We start from the raw sequence: 18,837 nt of genomic DNA on the forward strand, positions 1-18,837 counted from the left end.
GGGAGCGCCTAGCGGGGCCACAGCCACCCGAAGGCGCCGGCGCTCAGAAGGCCGTAGATCAGCCCGTCGAGCAGGTCCTTCAGCACGCTGGACCACGGCTTCCCCATCCAGATGCCGAGGGAGACGCTGCCGCCGGCGTAGGTCAGGAAGGAGACCGTCCCCACCACGCGGAAGACCTGGAGGTAGTGGGTGTGCGGCGGCAGGGTGCGCGATGCCAGATAGGCGGCCATGAACGCCACGGCGAGGGCGTACAGGAACCACTGGCCCAGGCACTTCCCGATGGCGGGGACGCCGTTCGGAGCCAGCACCAGGAAGCCCACGGGGCCATCCTGGTATTTCTGCTGGACCTCCGGCTTCTCCATGTCCTTCATGCCGGGGCAATGGGGCAACACGTACTGGCCCGGTTCCGGCGAGGCCTTCCGGATCGCGGCGCGGACTTCATCCTCGTTCGACAGGGCACGGTAGTCCGAGGCGTGCCACTTAAACACCATGTGGATGAGGCTGCTGGCCACGAAGACGAACACGGCCGACAGCACGATGGGCAACCAGAGCTGGGAGAACGAGACCATGGCAGGCTCCTGGGAAAATGGCGTGGGGAAACCCCCGTAGGGTGGAGCCCCTCCCCCGCCCCGTCAAGCCGGGGACTGGCGGGGTTTTCGGGGACCGGGCGCGGAGTGGGCGCCCGTGGCCGCGTCCACCGCGTCGATCCAGCCCGCGCGGGCCCCGGGGAAGGCGTCGGCGTAGGGCACGTAGGGCTTCACGTCCAGGACCGGCGTGCCGTCCAGCAGATCCACCCCCCGCAGGCGCAGCGTGCGCCCCTCCACCGCCACCAGCTCCACGCAGGAGAGCCCGATGGGATTGGGCCGGTGGGGCGAGCGCGTGGCCAGGACCCCGCGCTTCCTGCGGGGTCCCCGCGGCGGCTGGACGAGGGGCGCCCAGCCCTCGCTGAGGTGGAAGGCGAAGACGAGCCAGATCCGCTCGAACCCCTCCAGATCGCGCAGCACGGTCTCCGGAAGCGACGCGTCCAGTTCCAGCGTGGCCTCCGCGGCCCGGCCCGTCTCCGTGCCTTCCACCACCGTGGGTTGGTGCGGGGCGTCGATCCGCCGGGCGTAGGGACTGCGCACGACGCCGATGGGATGGAAGGTGAAGGCGGGAGCGGCCATGCCCGAAGGGTAGCGTCCCCGCCCGTCTCTGCGGCGATCATGGACCCATGGACGATGCGACCCAGCCCCCCAAGCGCCGCCCCCGCTACAAGGGGACCCACCCGCGGCGCTTCGAGGAGAAGTACAAGGAACTCGCCCCCGACCGCTACGCGGAGGAGCAGGCGAAGGTGCAGGCGCGGGGCCACACGCCCGCGGGAACCCACCGATCGATCATGGTGGAGGAGATCCTGGAGGTCCTCGATCCCCAGCCGGGCGAACGGGCCCTGGACGCCACCCTGGGCTACGGCGGCCACACCCGCGAGCTGCTGCCCCGCCTCCTGCCGGGAGGCCGCGTGGTGGGCCTGGACGTGGATCCGCTGGAGCTGCCCCGGACGGAAGCGCGGCTGCGGGCCCTGGGCTTCGGAGAGGACGTCCTGGCCGTGCGCCGCACCAACTTCGCGGGCCTCGCCAAGGTCGCGGCTGAAGCCGGCCCCTTCGACCTCGTCCTCGCCGACCTCGGCGTGTCCTCCATGCAGATCGACAATCCCGCCCGGGGCTTCACGTGGAAGGCGGATGGCCCCTTGGACCTGCGCCTCAACCCCCACAAGGGCCGGTCCGCCGCCGACTTTCTCGACAGCCTGGACGAGGCGGCCCTGGCCGAACTCCTGGTGACCAACGCCGACGAATCCCACGCCGAGGCCATCGCCCGGGAGCTGGCGGGCCGCGGGCTCCGCACCACCCGCGCCGTGGCGGACCGCGTCCGGGCGGCGGTGGGATCCGCAGACGAGGACGAGACGAAGAAGGCCCTCCAGCGCACCTTCCAGGCCCTGCGGATCGCCGTGAACGACGAGTTCGGCGCCCTCGACCAGTTCCTGGCGCACCTCCCCGCCGCCCTGAATCCCGGCGGCCGCGCCGCCATCCTCACCTTCCATTCCGGCGAGGACCGCCGCGTGAAGAAAGCTTTCCAGGAAGACCTTCGCGAAGGAACCTACGCCGCCGTCGCGCCCGACCCGCTCCGCGCCTCCCCCGAGGAGCGGCGGTCCAACCCCCGCTCCACCAGCGCCAAGCTCCGCTGGGCCCGGCGGGCCTGATCGCGACGGACGATCAAGCACCCAAGAGGTTTTTCACCGCCAAGACGCCAAGGCCGCTAAGAAAGACAAAAGAAGCTTTTTCTGCTTTTCTTGGCTTCTTGGTGCCTTGGCGGTGATTTTTTTAGCTTGAACCCCTCAGCGCGCTGCCCCCACCAGGCGCCCCAGTTCCAGGGCGAAGCGGAGCTGCTGCATCAGGCCTTCCAGGTTCCACGCGGGATCGTAGCGGTCGGTGGGGCGGTGGTAGTGGTTCATGAAGTCCGCCGCCTTCCGCTGGGCCGCGGGCTTGTCGCCCACGTAGTCCCAGCCGCCGTCCAGGGAGAAGCCCGGCGACAGCGCCGGAACGCCCGCCTTCATGAAGGGGAAGTGGTCCGAGCGGAAGCAGAGGCCCGCAGGGTCCGGCCGCGTGGGCGTCACCGCCAGGCCCACGGCCGCCGCGGCACGGGCGCAGAGTTCGCGGATCCGCGCGTCCGGCGAGCCCAGGAGCCCGATGTCCCGGGTGGGGCCCACGACGTTGAGGCTCTCCAGGTTGATGGCCAGCACCGTGCGGTCCAGGGGCCAGAGGGGCTCCGCCACGTAGGCCGACGAGCCCAACAGGCCCTGCTCCTCTCCGCACGGGAATAGGAACATCGCGCTTCGCGGAAGCGGGTTCCGGACCAACGCCTGGGCGAGGGCCAGGACCCCGGCGCACCCCGTGCCGTTGTCCACGGCCCCAGGATGGATCGCCCCATCCGCGCCCTTCCCGAAGTGGTCCCAATGGGCGGAATAGATCACCAGTTCCTTCCGCAGGTCCGGATCGGTACCGGGAAGGATCCCGGCCACATTCCACTGCTCCAGGGACCGCACCGCGGACTTCAGGCTTCCCTTCGCGCGGACGGACAGCGGGACGGGCCGGAAATCCGCGCCGTCGGCACCGCTGACGAGCTTCCGGAAATCCTGGCCGGCGAGGGCGAACAGCTTCGCCGCCGCGGCCTCGGTCAGCCAGCCCTGGACGGCGCCGGCCTGGCCCGCGCCCTCCCGCTGGAAGCGCTCGCCGGTCCAGCCGTTCCGCACCACGGTCCACCCGTAGCCGGCGGAGGCGTCGGTGTGGATCAGCAGCGCGCCCGCGGCGCCGCGGCGGCGGGCCTCCTCGAACTTGTAGGTCCACCGGCCCTGATAGTTCTCCGCCTCGCAGCAGAGCGGCGCGGGCGGGCCGTTCTTCCGGTCGCCCACCAACATCACGAGGATCCGACCGCGGACGTCCAGGCCCTTGTAGTCGTCCCGCCCCGGAGCGGAGATCCCATGGCCCACGAAGACCAGCGGGGCGTCCACCGCCAGGGACGTCTCCGCGCCGGCGGCGCCCGCCACCAGATCGGCGCCGAAGGCGGGGACGAACGCGCCTTTCGCGCCCTCGAACGAGAGCCCGCTGGCCGCGGGGTCCAGCCGCACGCCCGACAGGCGCACTGTCTGCCGGTAGCTGGCGCCGTTCGCGGGCCGGAGGCCCATCGCCTGGAGCTGGGTCTCCAGGTAGCGCACGGCCAGTTCGCCGCCCCGCTGCCCCGTGCCGCGGCCCTCCAGCAGATCGTCCGCCAGGAACGCCAGGTGCGCCCGCACGGCGCCCTCGTCGACGGGCGCGCGCTGGCCCAGCAGCGCGGAGCAAAGCAGGACAGCACAGAGCATGGGTCGCACGGCGGCCTCCCTGGGTCCCACTATAGGGCGCCTATTTGGGAGGGGGTTCGGCCATCCAGGCGACGAGGACGGAGACGAAGTAGAGGCCGAGGAGGACGACGCTGAAGAACAGCGTGGTCACGACGACGTCGCCGGGGGTGAAGAAGGCGCTGAAGATCAGGATGGCCATGGTGGCGTGGCGCCAGTACTTCAGCATCAGGCGGGCGGTCACGATCCGGAACTTCGCCAGGAAGAAGAACAGGACGGGCAGCTCGAACATCACGCCGGTGATCAGCGTGGTGGAGATGAACAGGTCCAGGTAGTCGGAGACGTGGAGGTTGGCCCGCAGGCCCGCGGTGGCGGCTTCCTGGAACAGGATGTCGCCGAGGAATTTGAACGCCTGGGTGTAGGCGAAGGCCGATCCAGTCAGGAAGCAGCCGGAGGTGACGACGACGAAGGGGACGACGAGGCGGCGCTCCTTGGGCATCAGGCCGGGGCGGATGAAGCCCCAGAGCTGGTGGAAGAGGAGGGGCGCGGCGAGGAAGGCGGCGGCCCAGAGGGAGAGCCGCATCATGCTGAAGAAGGGTTCGGTGAGGTCGGTGAAGGCGAAGGGCTGAAGGTCGGCGGCGGCCTTGCCGGTCTGGCGGGCCATGGCGTCGATGAAGGGCTTCTGAGCCCAGATCCAGAGCTTGAAGCGGAAGGCGTAGGTCGCGGCGAAGCACACCGCGACGATGATGAGCGAGCGGACGATGCGGACCCGCAGCTCCTGGAGGTGCTCCCAGAAGCTCATCTTGTCGGGGGAAAGGGGAGACACCAGCGTCCTCCGCGGAAAAAAAGCCCGGTCCCCGTGGAGACCGGGCTTGGGATTCAGGACTCGGCGCCAGGCGCCGGGCCGGTCTCAGTCCTTGACGGCGCTGGTCAGCTCTTTGGTGGCCTTCTTGAATTCCTGGATGCCCTTGCCCAGGCTCTTGCCCAGTTCCGGCAGGCGGGAGGGTCCGAAGAAGATCAGCAGCGCGATGCCGATCAGCAGGATTTCCATCATTCCTAGATTGCCCATGGGTGCTCCATCGGTGGCGGTGGTTGAAATCGGGGATGCCGGGCCGCGAGGGCTCAGGGCACCTGAAAATTGAAGGCGTGGCAGTGATTGCACCAGTTCACGGTCTTCTCGTGCTGGCGGTGGCAGACGTTGCATTCCATGCGGGAGCCCCAGTGGGGCGAGGCGTGGGGATTCTCGGGCTTCACCTCGGCGGTCTTCTTGGCCAGGTCGGCCTCGGGGCCGTGGCAGCCCAGGCAGCGCTCCGCGGGAACGAACGTCTTCTTCTTCCCATTGCCGTGGCAGTCCGCGCAGCTCACGCCCTTCGCCTTGTGGAGGTCGGCGGTGAAGGTGGCCGGCTGGGCCGCGGCGAGGCCGAGGGGGATCATCGCCGCGAACAGCAGCAGGCGGGTGGCGGTCCGGAAGCGGTGGAAAAGGGAGGTCGGCATGGGGGAAATCCTCGCGTTCAAGTGGGTGGGATGCATGCTCAGCTCCAGGCCTTCTCGCGGCCCGCGTTCCGGCCGGCGATGCGCCCGAAGACCACGCAGTCGGCCATGGCGACGCTGCCCAGGCGGACCGCGCCGTGGACGCCGCCGGTGACTTCGCCCGCGGCGTAGAGTCCGGGCATCGGCTTCATGTCGAAGCCCGTCACCTGCGCCCGGTCGTCGATGACCAGCCCGCCCATGGTGTGGTGGACCCGCGGCCACAGCCGCATGGCGTAGAAGGGCGCCTTCGCGGTGGGCAGGGCGTCGGGGAAGATCTTGCAGTCGAAATCCGGATCCTTCTTCTTCTCCACGAAGCCGTTCCAGCGGGTGACTTCCTCCAGGAAGGTGCCGGCCGGCATGTCGTAGGCTCGGGCCACCTCGTCGAGGGTGTTGAAGCGCCGCACCGCGCCGACCTCCATCGCCTTGCCGAGCACCTTGGGGACCACCTGCCCGCCGATGGCGGCGGAATCCCCGACGATCACCACCGGATGGCCGATGGCGATGATGGCGTCGGCGCGCTCCTTGCGGTTGCCGGTCTCCTTGAAGAAGCGCTTGCCGGTCTTGGGATCGACCATCAGGCCGTAGCCGACGATGCGCTCGCAGACCTGCGGGGTGTGGCCGAAGCCCGGCTCGTCGGGGCTGGTCCAGGGGCCCAGCTGGATCCAGTCCATCTGGACGTCCATGGCGCCGGCGCGGCAGGCCGCCAGCAGCGCTTCGCCCGTGGCTCCCGGATGGTTCGTGGATTCGAAGTTCGGCGTGAGGCGCGGATCGTGGATCTGGCGGAGCGCCACGTCGCGGGAGAACCCGCCCGAGGCCAGTACCACCGCACGGCGCGCCTTGATCGCGGCCAGGGTGCCGGAGGCCTCGTCGGGCCACTTGTGGCCCTGGCGGACCTCCACGCCCACGATCCGGCCTCCGGCGCCCAGGAGCAGCCGCGTCAGCTTGGTGCGCGTCACCACCTTCACCCCCAGTTCCTGGGCCTTGGCCAGCAGCTTGTTCACCAGCTCCGACCCGGACTGGTTCACGGTCTGGACGGAGCGCTTGACCGAGTGGCCGCCGTGGTAGTTGAGACGGGTGAACTCCGCTCCAACGTAGGTCCGCGCCCATTCGAGGGACTCGTTGGCGTGCTCGGCCACGGTCTTCGCCAGCTTCAGGTGGTTGAGGTTGGAGCCCGCCTTCAGCATGTCCTTCAGCATCTGGTCGGGGGAATCCTGGATGCCCGCCGCCTTCTGGAAGCTGTTGGCGGGCGCGGCGAAGTCGCCGCCGTTGATGATCGAGTTGCCGCCGTGGACGGGCATCTTCTCGATCACCAGCACGCTGGCCCCCGCCAGCCGCGCCTCGATGGCGGCCGACAGGCCCGCGAAGCCCGTTCCCACCACCACCACGTCGTGGGTCTCGTCCCAGGTCTTGGGAAGCTGGGCGGTGGTGGGTTCGCCCAGGCTCTTGCCCTCCAGCGGGAGGGCGCCGAGCACCACGCCGCCCAGCAGGGCCGCGCCGCCCGCGCCGAGGAATCCCCGGCGGCTCATGTCTTTGGTTTCGTCGCTCATGTCTGCTCTCCTTGGAAGGACGGAATCAGAAGGTGTAGAGAATGCCGAGGCCGAAGCCGGTGGTGGACGCGCCGGGGGCGACGGTGCCCACGGGCGGGAACAGCGCGTAGCTCGCCGACCGGTCGTTGTTCATCCCGTAGACGGAGGCGTAGAAATCCGCCGTCTTCGACAGCCCGTAGGTGTAGCCGAGACTCCACTGGGCGCCGCCCAAGCCGTTGGTCGTCACGGGGCCGCCGCCCACCACCTTGGCGGTTCCCGCCCCGGCCTTCCCGTAGGAGCCGAAGCACTGGTGGGCGCCCCACCGCTGCTGCACCAGCAGGTACCACGCGTCCCGCTCGTAGCGGTTCACCTTGCCCGCGGCGGTGTCGTCCGTGTCGTAGGTCAGCCGCTCCGTGATGGCCGAGATCTTCGTCCCCGTGGGGAAGCTGTAGGAGGCCACCAGCTCGTGGCCCACGTCCTTGGACGAGGTGTTGGTCTGCGTGGCTCCCGCCGACCCGCCGAGCTGCGCCAGCCCGAAGTAGTCGTTGTGCTGCTCGAAGCCGTAGCTGATGGAGAAGGCGCCCTTCCGGTAGGACAGCAGGGCGGAGTAGAGATCCGGACTGACGGAGGGCACCGTGGTCGTGGCGGTGGTCTTCCCTTCGTTGACCGAATACGCCACCCGCGCGGAGAAGCCGTTCAGATCGGGGCTCCAGTACTGCACGCTGTTGCCCTGGCGCCGGTTGAAGGCCGCGTCGGCCTTCCCGTTCACCCGGCCGTTCTGCGTCGTGGTGCCCGGCACGTTGAACCCGGGGTTCGCGGTCAGCACGTTGTCGAAGGGATTCAGGCCCCGCAGCGCTCCCACGAGGAGGATCGGGTACTTGTAGGGCGTGTCCCAGTTGCCATAGAACACCCGCCCCCAGCTTCCCTCGAGCCCCAGGCAGCTGTTGCGGCTGGTGAGGCTGTTCGGGGCGTCCCCGTCCGGGCTCACGGCGCTCTCGATCTGCCAGATGATCTTCAGATCGTCGTTCACCTTGAAGTTGCCCTTGAACCCCAGGTTCGAGGTGCCCGAGGTCATGCGGTTCCGGGCGGGCAGGTTGCCCAGGTCACCCGTGTAGGCCGAGGCGGCCACCTGGGTGGCGCCGCCGTTGGCCGGGGACAGCCCGGGCGCCGTGGCACCGGAGGTCTTGATGTGATCGAGGAACGGCATGAACGTCCCGTAGATCTGGACGTCACTGGCCTGGGACCACATCGGCGCGCTCGCCGATAGCAGCAGAAGGATGGTTTTCGTTTTCAAGGCAGACCCTCTCCGCGTCGCTTAATCGCAACATTTCAATGGTTGATGTTTGACTACCCGTAGGTTCTCAATCCTCGGGCCGATGGGCAAAAGAGTAGACCGCCAGGGGAATTTCCACCTGGTACTCCGCTGCCAATTTCTGGTAATTCCCGGACCGGAACCGCCTCAGCCCGGCAGCGACGCCGGCTGGATGAGGCCCAGCCGCTTGCGGTACGCGGACGGCGTTTCGCCGGTGGCCTTGCGGAAGGCCTTGGTGAAATTGGACTGGTCCTCGCAGCCGAGGCCCGCCGCGATCTGCTGCACGCTCATGTCCGAATGGGCCAGCAGGCGCTTGGCCTCCAGCATGCAGCGCTCGGAGATCAGGTGCTGGGGCGTCTTCCCGAGGATGACCCGGCACGCCGCGCCCAGGCGGCGGGGCGTGCAGCGCAGCTGATGGGCGTAGAAATCCACGTCCTTCTCCGCCGCGAACGACACGTCCAGGTGGCGCAGGAACCCCTGGAAGAGCTGGAGGTCGGAGGCGCGGTGGGGCTGGTTCCGGGTGGCCGCGCCGCGCATCCGCGGCTCCAGCAGGTGGATGAAGGCGGACATCAGATGGCGCAGCGCGGGCAGGGATTCATCGGTGCGGATCTTCCCGATGTCCCACATCAGCCGCGCCAGGTCGCAGGCCTGCTGGAAGAGCCCGTCCTTCGGAAGCGGCAGGTTCGACAGGGCGACGAAATGGGAGAACATCCACGCGGCGTCGCCGTCCAGGAACGCCTCGTCGAAATCGAACAGCCACCCCTCGGCTTCCACGTCGGGAAGGTAGAGGTGGGTCTTCCCCTTGGCCAGCAGCATCACCCAGGGGCCCCGGATCCGCGTCTCCTCGCCGTCCACCCAGTGCGTGCCGGTGCCTTCCGTGATGAAGAACATCTGGTGGAAGGGGTGACGGTGGGGCGCCGGCTCCCCCATGCGCCAGTGCAGGTTGCTGCGCTCATTGAGGGGCCAAACCGCGAACAGCGTATCCATGACCGGCTTCCGGACGGCATAGATACCGTCGAGGTCATTTTAGAACTCAACTTGTAAGATGCAAGTCTTCGATCCTGCCTCAACTTTTGAGGCCCTCGCGCGTAAGATGCCTGGACCCCTCAGGAACCTGGAGAGCCGATGCGCCTGCTTCCCTTCTTTTCCACCGCCCTGGTCGTGGCGGCTTCCCTGTGCGCTCCGGCGCAGGTGGACGCCCGCTTGATGCGCTATCCCGACGTGTCGGCGACCCAGATCGCCTTCACCTACGCCAACGACCTGTGGATCGTCCCCAAGACCGGCGGCGTGGCCCAGCGGCTGTCCACGCCCAAGGGCGAGGAGGCCTTCGCCCGCTTCTCGCCGGACGGCAAGGAGCTGGCCTTCAGCGCCAACTACGACGGGAACCTGGACGTCTACGTCCTCCCCGTCGGCGGCGGCGTTCCCGCCCGCGTGACCTACCACCCCATGGCCGACCGGCTGGTGGACTGGACGCCCGACGGCAAGTCCCTGCTGTTCGCCTCCGGACGGGAATCCGGCAAGGACCGGTTCAACAAGCTGTTCAAGGTGGGGAAGGAAGGCGGCCTGCCGGAGGCCTTCCCCCTGCCCTACGTCGAATTCGGCGCCCTGTCGCCGGACGGCAAGGTGCTGGCCTACCAGCCCATCTCGACGGACTTCCGCACCTGGAAGCGCTACCGCGGCGGGATGGCGTCGGAGATCTGGTTCTACGACCTGGAGAAGAAGACCGCCAGCCGCCTCCCCAGCGAGGCCGGCTCCAACGACTCCCAGCCCATGTGGTACGGCGGGAAGCTGTACTTCCTGTCGGACCGCGACAGCGTGAAGCGCGCCAACGTCTGGTCCTACGATCCCGCCACCAAGGCCTTCAAGCAGATCACCTTCTTCAAGGACTACGACGCCCACTTCCCCGCCGTCGGCCCCTCGGACATCGTCCTGGAAGCGGGCGGGCGGCTCCACCGCATCGAGCTGCCCAGCGAGAAGGTGGTGGAGGTGAAGGTGGAGGTCACCACGGACCGCGCCACCCTCCGTCCCCGGACGGAAAACGCCAGCCGGCTGCTGGGCCGCCCGGACGTCTCCGCCCAGGGCAAGCGGGCGGTGTTCGAGGCCCGGGGCGAGGTCTTCTCCGTGCCCGCGGAAAAGGGCTACGTCGTGAACCTCACCCGCACCTCCGGCGCGGCGGAGCGCTTCCCCGCCCTGTCGCCCGACGGCAAGCAGGTGGCGTACTTCAGCGACCGCAGCGGCGAGTACGAGCTGTGCCTCCGCGCCGCGGACGGCTCCGGCGAGGAGCGCCAGGTCACGCACCTGGGCCCCGGCTTCCGCTACCGCATCTTCTGGTCGCCGGACGGCAAGCGCGTGGCCTTCGTCGACCAGGCCATGCGCGTCAACCTGTGCGACGTGGACACCGGCCGCGTCCAGGCCGTGGACAAGGGCCACTTCATGTTCGAGGACGGGCTGGAGGGCTTCCGCGCGAGCTGGTCCGCCGACAGCCGCTGGGTCGCCTACGCCCGCGACACGCCCAACCAGAACAGCGTGGTGGTGCTCTACGACACGAAGACCGCCCACCGCCACGAGGTCACCTCGCCCTTCTACAACGCGGGCGACGCCGCCTTCGATCCCGAGGGCAAGTACCTGTTCCTGTCCACGGGCCAGCAGTTCAGCCCCAGCTACAGCGACCTCGACAACACCTGGATCTACGCCGCCACGACGCGGCTGGCCGCCATTCCCCTGCGGAAGGACGTGCCCTCCCCCATCGGCGCCCGGAACGACGCCGAGGCCGGCAAGGACGAAAAGAAGGACGACAAGAAGGAAGCGGACAAAAAGGAAGGCGATAAGAAGGACGGCGACAAGGCCGAAGCTCCCAAGCCCGTGGAGATCGACCTCGACGGGATCGAGGCGCGCATGGTCCTGCTGCCGCCCGCGCCCGGCTACTACACGGACGTCGCCGCGGCCAAGGGCAAGCTGGTCTACCGCCGCGCCGCGCAGTTGAACCCCACCGGCGAGACCAAGACCACGCTCTACACCTACGACCTGGAAGAGCGCGAGGAGAAGACCGTCCTGGCCGACGTCGACGGCGCCATCCTGACCCGCGACGGGAAGAAGCTCCTGGTGAACCGGAAGCAGGAATACGCCGTGGTGGAGCTGAAGCCCGACCAGAAGTTCGACAAGAAGCTGCCCACCGCCGAGCTGATGATGACGGTGGATCCCCAGGCCGAATGGCAGCAGATCTTCAACGACGCCTGGCGGCTGGAGCGCGACTTCTTCTACGACCCCGGCATGCACGGCGTCGACTGGAAGGCCATGCGGAGCCGCTACGGCAGCCTGCTGAAGGACTGCGTCACCCGCGAGGACGTCAACTTCGTCATCGGCGAGCTCATCTCCGAATTGAACGCTTCCCACGCCTATCGCGGCGGCGGCGACCTGGAGATGCCGGCCCGCCTCGGCACCGGCCTCCTGGGCGCGGACTTCGCGCTGGAGAACGGCGCCTACCGCATCAAGACCATCCTCCGCGGCGCCGACTGGGACGCCCAGAACCGCGGCCCCCTGGTCCAGCCCGGACTGAAGGTGAAGGAGGGCGACTACCTCCTCGCCGTGAACCGCACGCCGCTGGACGTCCGCAAGGACCCCTGGGCCGCCTTCCAGGGCCTGGCGGGCAAGACCGTGCTGCTCACCGTCAACGACAAGCCCTCCCTCGAGGGCGCCCGCGACGTGCTCGCCGACACCGTCGCCAGCGACTACACCCTGCGCTACTGGGCCTGGGTCGAAGCCAACCGGAAGTACGTGGAGAAGGTCTCCGGCGGCCGCCTCGGCTACATCTACGTGCCCGACACCACCGTCGGCGGCCAGACGGACCTCGTCCGCCAGTTCCGCGGCCAGTGGGACAAGGCCGGCCTGATCATCGACGAGCGCTTCAACAGCGGCGGCCAGATCCCCGACCGCTTCGTGGAGCTGCTGGGCCGGAAGACCCTCAACTACTACGGCGTCCGCGACGGCAAGGACTGGCAGTGGCCGCCGGTGGCGCATGACGGCCCCAAGGCCATGCTGATCAACGGCTGGAGCGGATCGGGCGGCGACTGCTTCCCCTTCCTGTTCAAGCAGGCGGGGCTCGGTCCCCTCATCGGCCGCCGCACCTGGGGCGGACTGATCGGAATCAGCGGCGCGCCCAACCTGATCGACGGCGGCGGCGTGACCGTCCCCACCTTCGGGATCTACTCGAAGGACGGCAAGTGGATCGTGGAAGGCTACGGCGTCGACCCCGACATCGAGGTGATGGACGATCCCGCCCTGCTCGCCCAGGGCAAGGATCCCCAGCTGGACCGCGCCATCCAGGAAGTCGAAGCGGCCCTCAAGAAGCAGCCCAAGGCGGCCGTCAAACCGCCCTATCCCAACCGCTCCAACTAGCGGATTCCCACACACCGGCGCCCCGCGAACGCGGGGCGCCGGTCCGTACGGCCGAGGGGGTTTCCGCAGGAAGGGTTCGTCCGCTCCGGGCCTGGCTCGCCGCTACTGGGCCGATCCTTCTCCGGCTCCACGGTAGCGCGAGAGCCAGTGAGCGTAAGGCGCCGGAAGGGCCGTCCACGCGGGCCGATCGACCCCGAGCGATTTCGCCAGCTCATAGGCGTAGTGCGGATTCGCCAAGTGCGCCCGGCCGATCATCACCAGGTCCATCTGCCCCTGGGCCACCGCGCGTTCAGCATCCTCGGCGCCGTCGATGCCCCACGCCGTGCTCACCGGCAGGCCGACCTCCCGGCGCACGCGGGCTGCGATGGGAACCATGAACGCCGGCGCCCACGGCGTCTTTCCCTCGATGGTCGAGAACCCCATGCTGACGTTGAGAAAGTCCAGGCCGGTGCCCCGCATCCGGCGGACCAGCTCGATGGATTCCGCGAGCGTCTCCCCGTCCCGCCCGTCGAATTCGATGACGCCGAACCGCGCCGTAAGCGGCAGGTTGTCGGGCCAGACCGCGCGGACCGCGTCGAGGGTTTCGAGGAGGAACCGGCTGCGCCCTGCGGCGTCCCCGCCGTACTGATCCGTTCGGTGGTTGGCGTGGATCGAAAAGAAACTCTGGGCGAGATACCCGTGCGCGAAGTGCAGCTCCAGCCATTCGAATCCGGCATCGCGGGCGCGGCGGGCGGCGGCTACGAAATCGGCTTTGACGCGCTCGATGTCCGCGATGGTCATTTCCTTCGGAACCCTGGACAAGCCGCCGCCGAACGCGATGGCCGAGGGCGAGATCGTCTCCCACCCGCGGGGATCGTCCGCCGGGATGTGGTCGTCGCCTTCCCACGGAAGGTTGGCGCTCGCCTTGCGGCCCGCGTGGCCGATCTGGATGCCCGGCACGGCGCCGGCGGCCTTGATGCCGTGGGCGATCCGCGCGAGCCCTTCGGCCTGTTCGTCGTTCCACAGGCCGGTGCATCCCGGCGTGATGCGGCCTTCCGGAGAAACCCCCGTCGCTTCGACGATCACCAAGCCGGCTCCGCCCCGCGCCATCCCGGCATAGTGCGCGGGGTGCCAGTCCGTGATGAAGCCGTTCCTCGCGCTGTATTGGCACATGGGGGGAACGGCGACGCGGTTCCGCAACGTCACGGCCTTCAACTGAAAGGGAGCAAAGAGCGTCGACATGGCTCCAGCTTAGGCGGTCCGACCAGAGGGCCCAACGGGAAAAAGGATCGAGCCCAAACCCCGGCGCGCCCGCATGTCGCAAGCCGCCCTTAGAAGATCTCCGCCAGGAAATCCCGCATGTGCTGCCAGCTGCGCCGGTGGGCGGCCTCGTTGTAGGCGGCGCCCTTGCTGTTGTCGCCGCCCGCCTCCTTCTGGGTGAACGCGTGGACGGCCCCGGCGTAGGCCACGAACACGTAGTCAGCCTTGGAGGTGCGCATCTCGTCCTGGAACGCGGCCACGTCCTTCGCGGGGACGAAGGGATCGTCCGCGCCGTGGCAGACCAGGACCTTGGCGCTGACGGCGCCGGGCTTGAAGTCCGCGGGCACGTCGAGGCCGCCGTGGAAGGACACCACGCCCTTCACCGGCAGTCCGCCCCGCGCGGCTTCCAGGGCGCCCGTCCCCCCGAAGCAGAATCCGATGACCGCCATCCTCGCTCCGTCCACGCCCTTCTGGGCCTTCAGCGCGTCCAGCGCGGCGGCGATCCGGCGGCGGTAGAGGGCGCGGTCTCCCTTGTAGCTGCCGGCCAGCTTCCCGGCCTCGGCCCCGTCCTTGGGACGCACGCCCTCGCCGTAGATGTCCGCCGCCAGCGCCGCGTAGCCCAGCTTCGCCAGATCGTCGGAGACCTTCCGCTCGTGATCGGTGAGCCCCATCCACTGGTGGATCACCACCACGCCCGGAACCTTCCCCTTGGCGTTCGCGGGCAGCGACAGGTAGCCCGCCAGCTTCACCGGCCCGTTCCCGTAGGTGAGCGGCTGACCGGCGAAGGCGGGAAGAACGGCGAGGGACAACGCAAGGGCGGCGCGGCGCATGGCGGACCTCCAGCAAGAGAGCCCGATGCTATAGCTGTTCCGACTTGGAATCCAGGAGAACCCCATGAGGGAACCGCGAAAGGCGCGAAAGGACGCGAAAAAGGAACCCATTTCAGAAGAAGGACAGGTCTTTTCCTGAGGATCGGCGAACCTCGGTTTGAAAAGCAGGGAATCGCAGATGGCGCAGATTCCTACCCATAAGCCATCAAGGCCCAAGATTCTCTTTTCACCTCCAAAGCACCAAGAAAAACTCCACCTCCTGTGGATGCGCTTCTTGGCGCCCTTCGTGTCTTGGTGGTGATCCTTATCCGTGGTTACAAACGCTTCAGGCTGAGCCCTGCCAACAACGAGGATCTTTTTTTCGCGCCCTTTCGCGTTTTTCGCGGTTTCAGCGCCCGGTGCTGCCGTAGCCGCCGTTGCCGCGGCCGGTGTCGCCGAGGGCTTCGACGCTCGCTTCAGGGATCCAAGTCCAGCTTTCCACGGGCGCGATCAGGAGCTGGGCGATGCGCTCTCCGCGGTGCAGCTCGAAGGAGGCGTCGCCGTGGTTGATCAGGAGCACCTGGACCTCGCCACGGTAGTCGGCGTCGATGGTCCCGGGGGCGTTCAGCACCGTGAGTCCGTGGCGCAGCGCCAGCCCCGACCGGGGCCGCACCTGACCTTCGAAACCCGGCGGGATGGCCATCACCAGCCCCGTGGGCACCAGCCGCCGCTGCCCCGGTGCAATCTCCCAGGATTCGCCATCGGGGATCGCCGCGCGCAGGTCCATGCCAGCGGCGTGGGCCGTGGCCGCGGCGGGAAGGTCGAGGCCGAGGCCGTGAGGAAGCTGGTGGACGGGAATGCGCATGCCTTCCAGCCTCCCGTCTCCCGCTTTCAGCCTCAACCCTTTTCCTTCACCAGCTGCCCACAGGCCCCCTGCACGTCCCGCCCGCGGCTCCGCCGGACCGTGACGAAACAACCCCGGGCCTTCAGCCAGTCGGAGAAGCGCTGGACGCCATCTTCTCCCGGCTCGCGGAACGAGCTGGCGGCGTGTTCGTTGAGAGGAATCAGATTCAGGTTGTGGCCGGTGCGGAGGTCCCCCAGCCAATCGGCCAGGCGCTGGGCGTCGGCCTCGGTGTCGTTCTCCCCGGCGATCAGGACGTATTCGAAGGTGAGTTTCTCGCCGCGGCGCAGCCCCCAGTCGTCCAATGCGCGCCGCAGCCGCGCCAGATTCCAGACGCGGTTCACGGGCATGGTCCGGCTTCGCGCCTCGTCCGTGGTGGCGTTGAGGCTGAGGGCCAACAGCGGCCGCGGCTCGAGCTTCGCCAGCTTCTCGATGCCGCTCACCAGGCCCGAGGTGCTGACCGTGATCCGCCCCTTCCCCAGGCCCAGCCCCATGGGATGGCACATCAGCCGGATGGCCCGGTGCAGATGGTCCAGGTTGTGGAGCGGCTCGCCCATGCCCATGAACACCAGCGTCAGCTCATGGCCCCGCTGCGGCCCCAGCCCCGCCATCAGGGCCAAGACCTGCCCCACGATCTCCCCGGGCTGGAGGTTCCGCAGGATGCCCATGCTTCCCGTCGCGCAGAAGGTGCACCCCATGGCGCAGCCCACCTGGCTGGAAATGCAGTAGGTGACGCGCGGATTCCGCACCTTGCGCGGCATGTGGACGGCCTCGATGCGCTTCCCGTCCCCCAGCTCCAGCGCCAGCTTCGTGGATCCGTCCGACGAACCCAGCCCCTCCACGATGCGGGGCAGCGTCAGATCCGCGACGCCCTCCAGCCAGCGGCGGATGCCCGATCCCAGGTCCGGGGCGCCGTCCTTCCACGTCCAGGGCCGGTGCAGCCGGCGGAAGGTCTCCAGGGCGCTCCCCGGGCATCCCAACTCCGCCAGTTCCTCCGGAAACAGCGACCAGGCCAAAGGCCGTCCACCCCGCTCGGGAGCGGGGCGGTCCCAGGGCATGAAGAGGGGTGGCGTCATATGCAAAAAAGGGGCAGAAGCCCTCTTCCATTCTAGCGGGTCCATCGGATCGGAAGAGACGTCTCCCGCAGAGGCATATTCCAATTAACCTGGAAGTCTTCTTCAGCACTCCTCGATGTCGGAGCGATCATGCGAGTCTCTGCCTGCCTACACCTTGCGATGTGCTTCGTGCTCGCCTCAGCGTCTCTCTCGACACGCGCCGTGGAAGCGGCCCCCCAGGACCTGAGCCGTCGGGTGGCCCTGTACTCGGAGCGCCCCACCCTCGGGGAGGCGGTGAACGTGAAGAACTGGGATCTGCCCGTCGGTCGCATGACGCTGAGCATGGCCTCGGGAACCCTCGCCCCCCTCATGAACCAGGGGCGGGTCCTGGGGTTCCACTTCAAGGGCAAGGGATCCTTCCGCTACCGATCGGAAGAGCCCCTCGAGCGAGCCGTCTTCTCGTCCAACCACAAGCATCACCTGGCCAAAAACGCCTCCAAAGCCATTCTCGGCGACGTGAACGGCCAGCAGATCCTTACGGAGGAACTCCAGAGCTTCACCTTGTGGCAGGCGGGCCTCAATCCCATCCTCCCGATGGGAAGCAGCGCCGAAACCCCCAGCGCTTCCTTCGCCTCCGACTGGACATTCTTCCAGCGGGATGGATTGGGAGATCGCGGCCAGGCTTTCGCCGTCCACCTCGCCAACACGCCCGCCACCACCCTCGTCCGGGCGGAGATCAAGGGCGCGGACAGTCCTTTCCTCTACACCCTGGACCAGGGGAGCGCTCAGCGCGAAAGCCTATGGGCCATCGCCGATCCCTATCAGCCCACCGTCTACGATGGATTGCGCAAAATCCTCCTTTCCGAGCAACCCCTCGGCTGGACGTGGAAGGCCCCCTTGGCGCCCCTGCTCAACCTGCGCGCCGTGGACATCGACATGAAGGCCGGAAAGGGAGGCGCGAACTTGAAGGTCGTGGAGACTTTGACCGCGGGTGATGAGGGATTGGCGATCCTCTCCCTGAACCTCTACGATCTGGTGGACCGCGCCTATAAGTTGGGCACATACAAAGTGGCGAAGGTGACCGACGCGGAAGGTCGGAGCTTGCCGTTCCACCACCGGAACGACACCTTGCTGGTGCAACTCGATCATCCCCAGCCCGCAGGTCAGCCCTTCACCCTCACGTTCGAATACGGCGGGCCCATCCTTCTGCGGCCCGGGGGCGACAACTACTGGGAACTGGGCGTCGAGCCCTGGTTCCCTCAGCCTGAGATGGATGGACAGGCCTACACGGTTCACGCCGTGGTCCAGACCCCGAAGGACGACGTGCCCGTCGCCCCTGGAAAGACCATTCGGCGCGTTCAGGGCGAGAACGGGAATCTCCTGGAGATCCGAATCGACAAGCCGGTCCAGTTCTTCTCCATGTTCGCGGGAGCCTACAGCCTCACCGAGGAGACCAAGGACGGCCTCACGATCCGCGTGGCTTCGTATGGAAACAAGGGCGGAGGCATGCAGAAGCGGCTCATCGACATCGCCCGGCAGACCATCGGCTTCTACGAAGGGCTTTTCGAGCCCTTCCCCTTCCAGGAATTCAACATCATCCAGGTCAACGCCCTGGGATTCGGACAGGCCCCTCCGGGGATGATGATCATCACCAACGAAGCCTTCGACGCGAAAATGGACGTGATCAGCAGCTTCTTCACCAAGGGCATCAATCAGCGTTTCGCCCATGAGATCGCCCACCAGTACTGGGGCCACCTCGTGAAGATGCCCACCTTCGAAGAGCAGTGGGTCACCGAATCCTTCGCGAACTACGCATCCATTCTCGCCCTTCGGAGCATGAAGAACCAAGGCGTCAGCGCTTATGAGGGACTATTGAGCCGCTGGCGCAACGATGCTTCCGCCTATGCCGAGTCGGGCACCATCCCCTTCGCCAACCGGTTGCGCTGGATCGATGATCCCCGTGCTTCGTTCATGGCTCGGACCACCCTCCTCTACGAGAAAGGGGCGCTGGTCCTCGCCGCCCTGCACAAGGAGATGGGCGACAAGACTTTCGCCATCTTCCTGAAATCGCTCCTCGCCAATTTCCGCTGGAAGACCCTCACCACCGCTTCTGTAGAACAGGTCGCCACGATGGCCGCCAGGAAGGATTTTGGCCCTCTCTTCCGCGACTGCTATTGGGGCACGCAGATGCCCAAATAGAGCTGC

16 protein-coding genes are annotated in these 18,837 nt (G+C 67.8%); 3 read left to right on the forward strand and 13 right to left on the reverse strand.

The features are described 5' to 3' along the window. Positions 1 to 8 precede the first annotated feature (8 nt). Both RAH39_RS11190 and tsaA read right to left on the reverse strand, forming a co-directional pair. Positions 9 to 569 (reverse strand): hypothetical protein, encoded by a 561-nt coding sequence (locus RAH39_RS11190; protein ID WP_306590184.1) that lies wholly within the window; start codon positions 567 to 569, stop codon positions 9 to 11. Between the two features lie 63 nt (positions 570 to 632). After that, positions 633 to 1,163 (reverse strand): tRNA (N6-threonylcarbamoyladenosine(37)-N6)-methyltransferase TrmO, encoded by a 531-nt coding sequence (gene tsaA / locus RAH39_RS11195; protein WP_306590185.1) that lies wholly within the window; start codon positions 1,161 to 1,163, stop codon positions 633 to 635. Positions 1,164 to 1,210: 47 nt separating this feature from the next. On the opposite strand from tsaA, the gene rsmH reads away from it, so the two are divergent. After that, a complete protein-coding gene (gene rsmH, locus RAH39_RS11200) occupies positions 1,211 to 2,233 on the forward strand; it encodes a 16S rRNA (cytosine(1402)-N(4))-methyltransferase RsmH (RefSeq protein WP_306590186.1) in 1,023 nt (340 codons plus the stop codon). 135 nt (positions 2,234 to 2,368) lie between these two features. Here rsmH and RAH39_RS11205 read toward each other — a convergent pair whose 3' ends face one another. From RAH39_RS11205 to RAH39_RS11235, 7 genes are all read right to left on the reverse strand, one after another. Continuing rightward, on the reverse strand, positions 2,369 to 3,889 hold the full coding sequence (locus RAH39_RS11205; RefSeq protein ID WP_306592118.1) for a M28 family peptidase: 1,521 nt from the start codon (positions 3,887 to 3,889) through the stop codon (positions 2,369 to 2,371). 40 nt (positions 3,890 to 3,929) lie between these two features. Next, entirely contained in the window at positions 3,930 to 4,691 is a 762-nt protein-coding gene (gene tatC, locus RAH39_RS11210; protein WP_306590187.1) for a twin-arginine translocase subunit TatC, read from the reverse strand. Positions 4,692 to 4,775: 84 nt separating this feature from the next. Further along, complete coding sequence (gene tatA / locus RAH39_RS11215; RefSeq protein WP_306590188.1) at positions 4,776 to 4,934, reverse strand: twin-arginine translocase TatA/TatE family subunit; 159 nt, start codon at positions 4,932 to 4,934, stop codon at positions 4,776 to 4,778. A gap of 53 nt (positions 4,935 to 4,987) precedes the next feature. Further along, entirely contained in the window at positions 4,988 to 5,359 is a 372-nt protein-coding gene (locus RAH39_RS11220; RefSeq protein WP_306590189.1) for a cytochrome c3 family protein, read from the reverse strand. Positions 5,360 to 5,397: 38 nt separating this feature from the next. Further along, positions 5,398 to 6,942, reverse strand: coding sequence for a flavocytochrome c (locus tag RAH39_RS11225; protein ID WP_306590190.1), 1,545 nt, complete (start codon positions 6,940 to 6,942; stop codon positions 5,398 to 5,400). Positions 6,943 to 6,967: 25 nt separating this feature from the next. Further along, on the reverse strand, positions 6,968 to 8,215 hold the full coding sequence (locus RAH39_RS11230) for a porin (RefSeq protein WP_306590191.1): 1,248 nt from the start codon (positions 8,213 to 8,215) through the stop codon (positions 6,968 to 6,970). Between the two features lie 165 nt (positions 8,216 to 8,380). Beyond that, positions 8,381 to 9,220: a helix-turn-helix domain-containing protein gene (locus RAH39_RS11235; protein ID WP_306590192.1), complete on the reverse strand. Its 840-nt coding sequence runs from the start codon at positions 9,218 to 9,220 to the stop codon at positions 8,381 to 8,383. A gap of 138 nt (positions 9,221 to 9,358) precedes the next feature. Between RAH39_RS11235 and RAH39_RS11240 the strand changes: the two genes are divergently transcribed. Beyond that, entirely contained in the window at positions 9,359 to 12,628 is a 3,270-nt protein-coding gene (locus tag RAH39_RS11240; protein WP_306590193.1) for a S41 family peptidase, read from the forward strand. Between the two features lie 102 nt (positions 12,629 to 12,730). Here the strand turns inward: RAH39_RS11240 and RAH39_RS11245 are convergent, their stop codons facing one another. From RAH39_RS11245 to rlmN, 4 genes are all read right to left on the reverse strand, one after another. After that, entirely contained in the window at positions 12,731 to 13,849 is a 1,119-nt protein-coding gene (locus tag RAH39_RS11245; protein ID WP_306590194.1) for an NADH:flavin oxidoreductase/NADH oxidase, read from the reverse strand. A gap of 89 nt (positions 13,850 to 13,938) precedes the next feature. Continuing rightward, the gene (locus tag RAH39_RS11250) at positions 13,939 to 14,697 is read right to left on the reverse strand and encodes a dienelactone hydrolase family protein (RefSeq protein WP_306590195.1); all 759 of its coding nucleotides are present in this window, start codon (positions 14,695 to 14,697) and stop codon (positions 13,939 to 13,941) included. A 388-nt stretch (positions 14,698 to 15,085) separates the two neighbouring features. Further along, a complete protein-coding gene (dut, locus tag RAH39_RS11255; RefSeq protein ID WP_306590196.1) occupies positions 15,086 to 15,541 on the reverse strand; it encodes a dUTP diphosphatase in 456 nt (151 codons plus the stop codon). A gap of 32 nt (positions 15,542 to 15,573) precedes the next feature. Continuing rightward, on the reverse strand, positions 15,574 to 16,593 hold the full coding sequence (gene rlmN / locus RAH39_RS11260) for a 23S rRNA (adenine(2503)-C(2))-methyltransferase RlmN (protein ID WP_306590197.1): 1,020 nt from the start codon (positions 16,591 to 16,593) through the stop codon (positions 15,574 to 15,576). A 261-nt stretch (positions 16,594 to 16,854) separates the two neighbouring features. Here rlmN and RAH39_RS11265 point away from each other — a divergent pair, with 261 nt between their 5' ends. Beyond that, positions 16,855 to 18,831 carry a M1 family metallopeptidase gene (locus tag RAH39_RS11265; RefSeq protein ID WP_306590198.1) on the forward strand — a complete coding sequence of 659 codons (1,977 nt, stop codon included), beginning with the start codon at positions 16,855 to 16,857 and terminating at the stop codon, positions 18,829 to 18,831. The last annotated feature ends 6 nt before the right edge of the window (positions 18,832 to 18,837 follow it).

The organism is Geothrix sp. 21YS21S-4 (assembly GCF_030845995.1).
Lineage (GTDB): Bacteria > Acidobacteriota > Holophagae > Holophagales > Holophagaceae > Geothrix.

What these genes read in the sequence shown, in the direction of transcription:
- tsaA (WP_306590185.1), bottom strand. Translation starts at nt 1,163, where the DNA reads ATGGCCGCTCCCGCCTTCACCTTCCATCCCATCGGCGTCGTGCGCAGT.
- RAH39_RS11250 (WP_306590195.1), bottom strand. Translation starts at nt 14,697, where the DNA reads ATGCGCCGCGCCGCCCTTGCGTTGTCCCTCGCCGTTCTTCCCGCCTTC.
- RAH39_RS11225 (WP_306590190.1), bottom strand. Translation starts at nt 6,942, where the DNA reads ATGAGCGACGAAACCAAAGACATGAGCCGCCGGGGATTCCTCGGCGCG.
- RAH39_RS11190 (WP_306590184.1), bottom strand. Translation starts at nt 569, where the DNA reads ATGGTCTCGTTCTCCCAGCTCTGGTTGCCCATCGTGCTGTCGGCCGTG.
- dut (WP_306590196.1), bottom strand. Translation starts at nt 15,541, where the DNA reads ATGCGCATTCCCGTCCACCAGCTTCCTCACGGCCTCGGCCTCGACCTT.
- RAH39_RS11240 (WP_306590193.1), top strand. Translation starts at nt 9,359, where the DNA reads ATGCGCCTGCTTCCCTTCTTTTCCACCGCCCTGGTCGTGGCGGCTTCC.
- rsmH (WP_306590186.1), top strand. Translation starts at nt 1,211, where the DNA reads ATGGACGATGCGACCCAGCCCCCCAAGCGCCGCCCCCGCTACAAGGGG.
- RAH39_RS11245 (WP_306590194.1), bottom strand. Translation starts at nt 13,849, where the DNA reads ATGTCGACGCTCTTTGCTCCCTTTCAGTTGAAGGCCGTGACGTTGCGG.
- tatA (WP_306590188.1), bottom strand. Translation starts at nt 4,934, where the DNA reads ATGGGCAATCTAGGAATGATGGAAATCCTGCTGATCGGCATCGCGCTG.
- RAH39_RS11220 (WP_306590189.1), bottom strand. Translation starts at nt 5,359, where the DNA reads ATGCCGACCTCCCTTTTCCACCGCTTCCGGACCGCCACCCGCCTGCTG.
- RAH39_RS11235 (WP_306590192.1), bottom strand. Translation starts at nt 9,220, where the DNA reads ATGGATACGCTGTTCGCGGTTTGGCCCCTCAATGAGCGCAGCAACCTG.
- RAH39_RS11205 (WP_306592118.1), bottom strand. Translation starts at nt 3,889, where the DNA reads ATGCTCTGTGCTGTCCTGCTTTGCTCCGCGCTGCTGGGCCAGCGCGCG.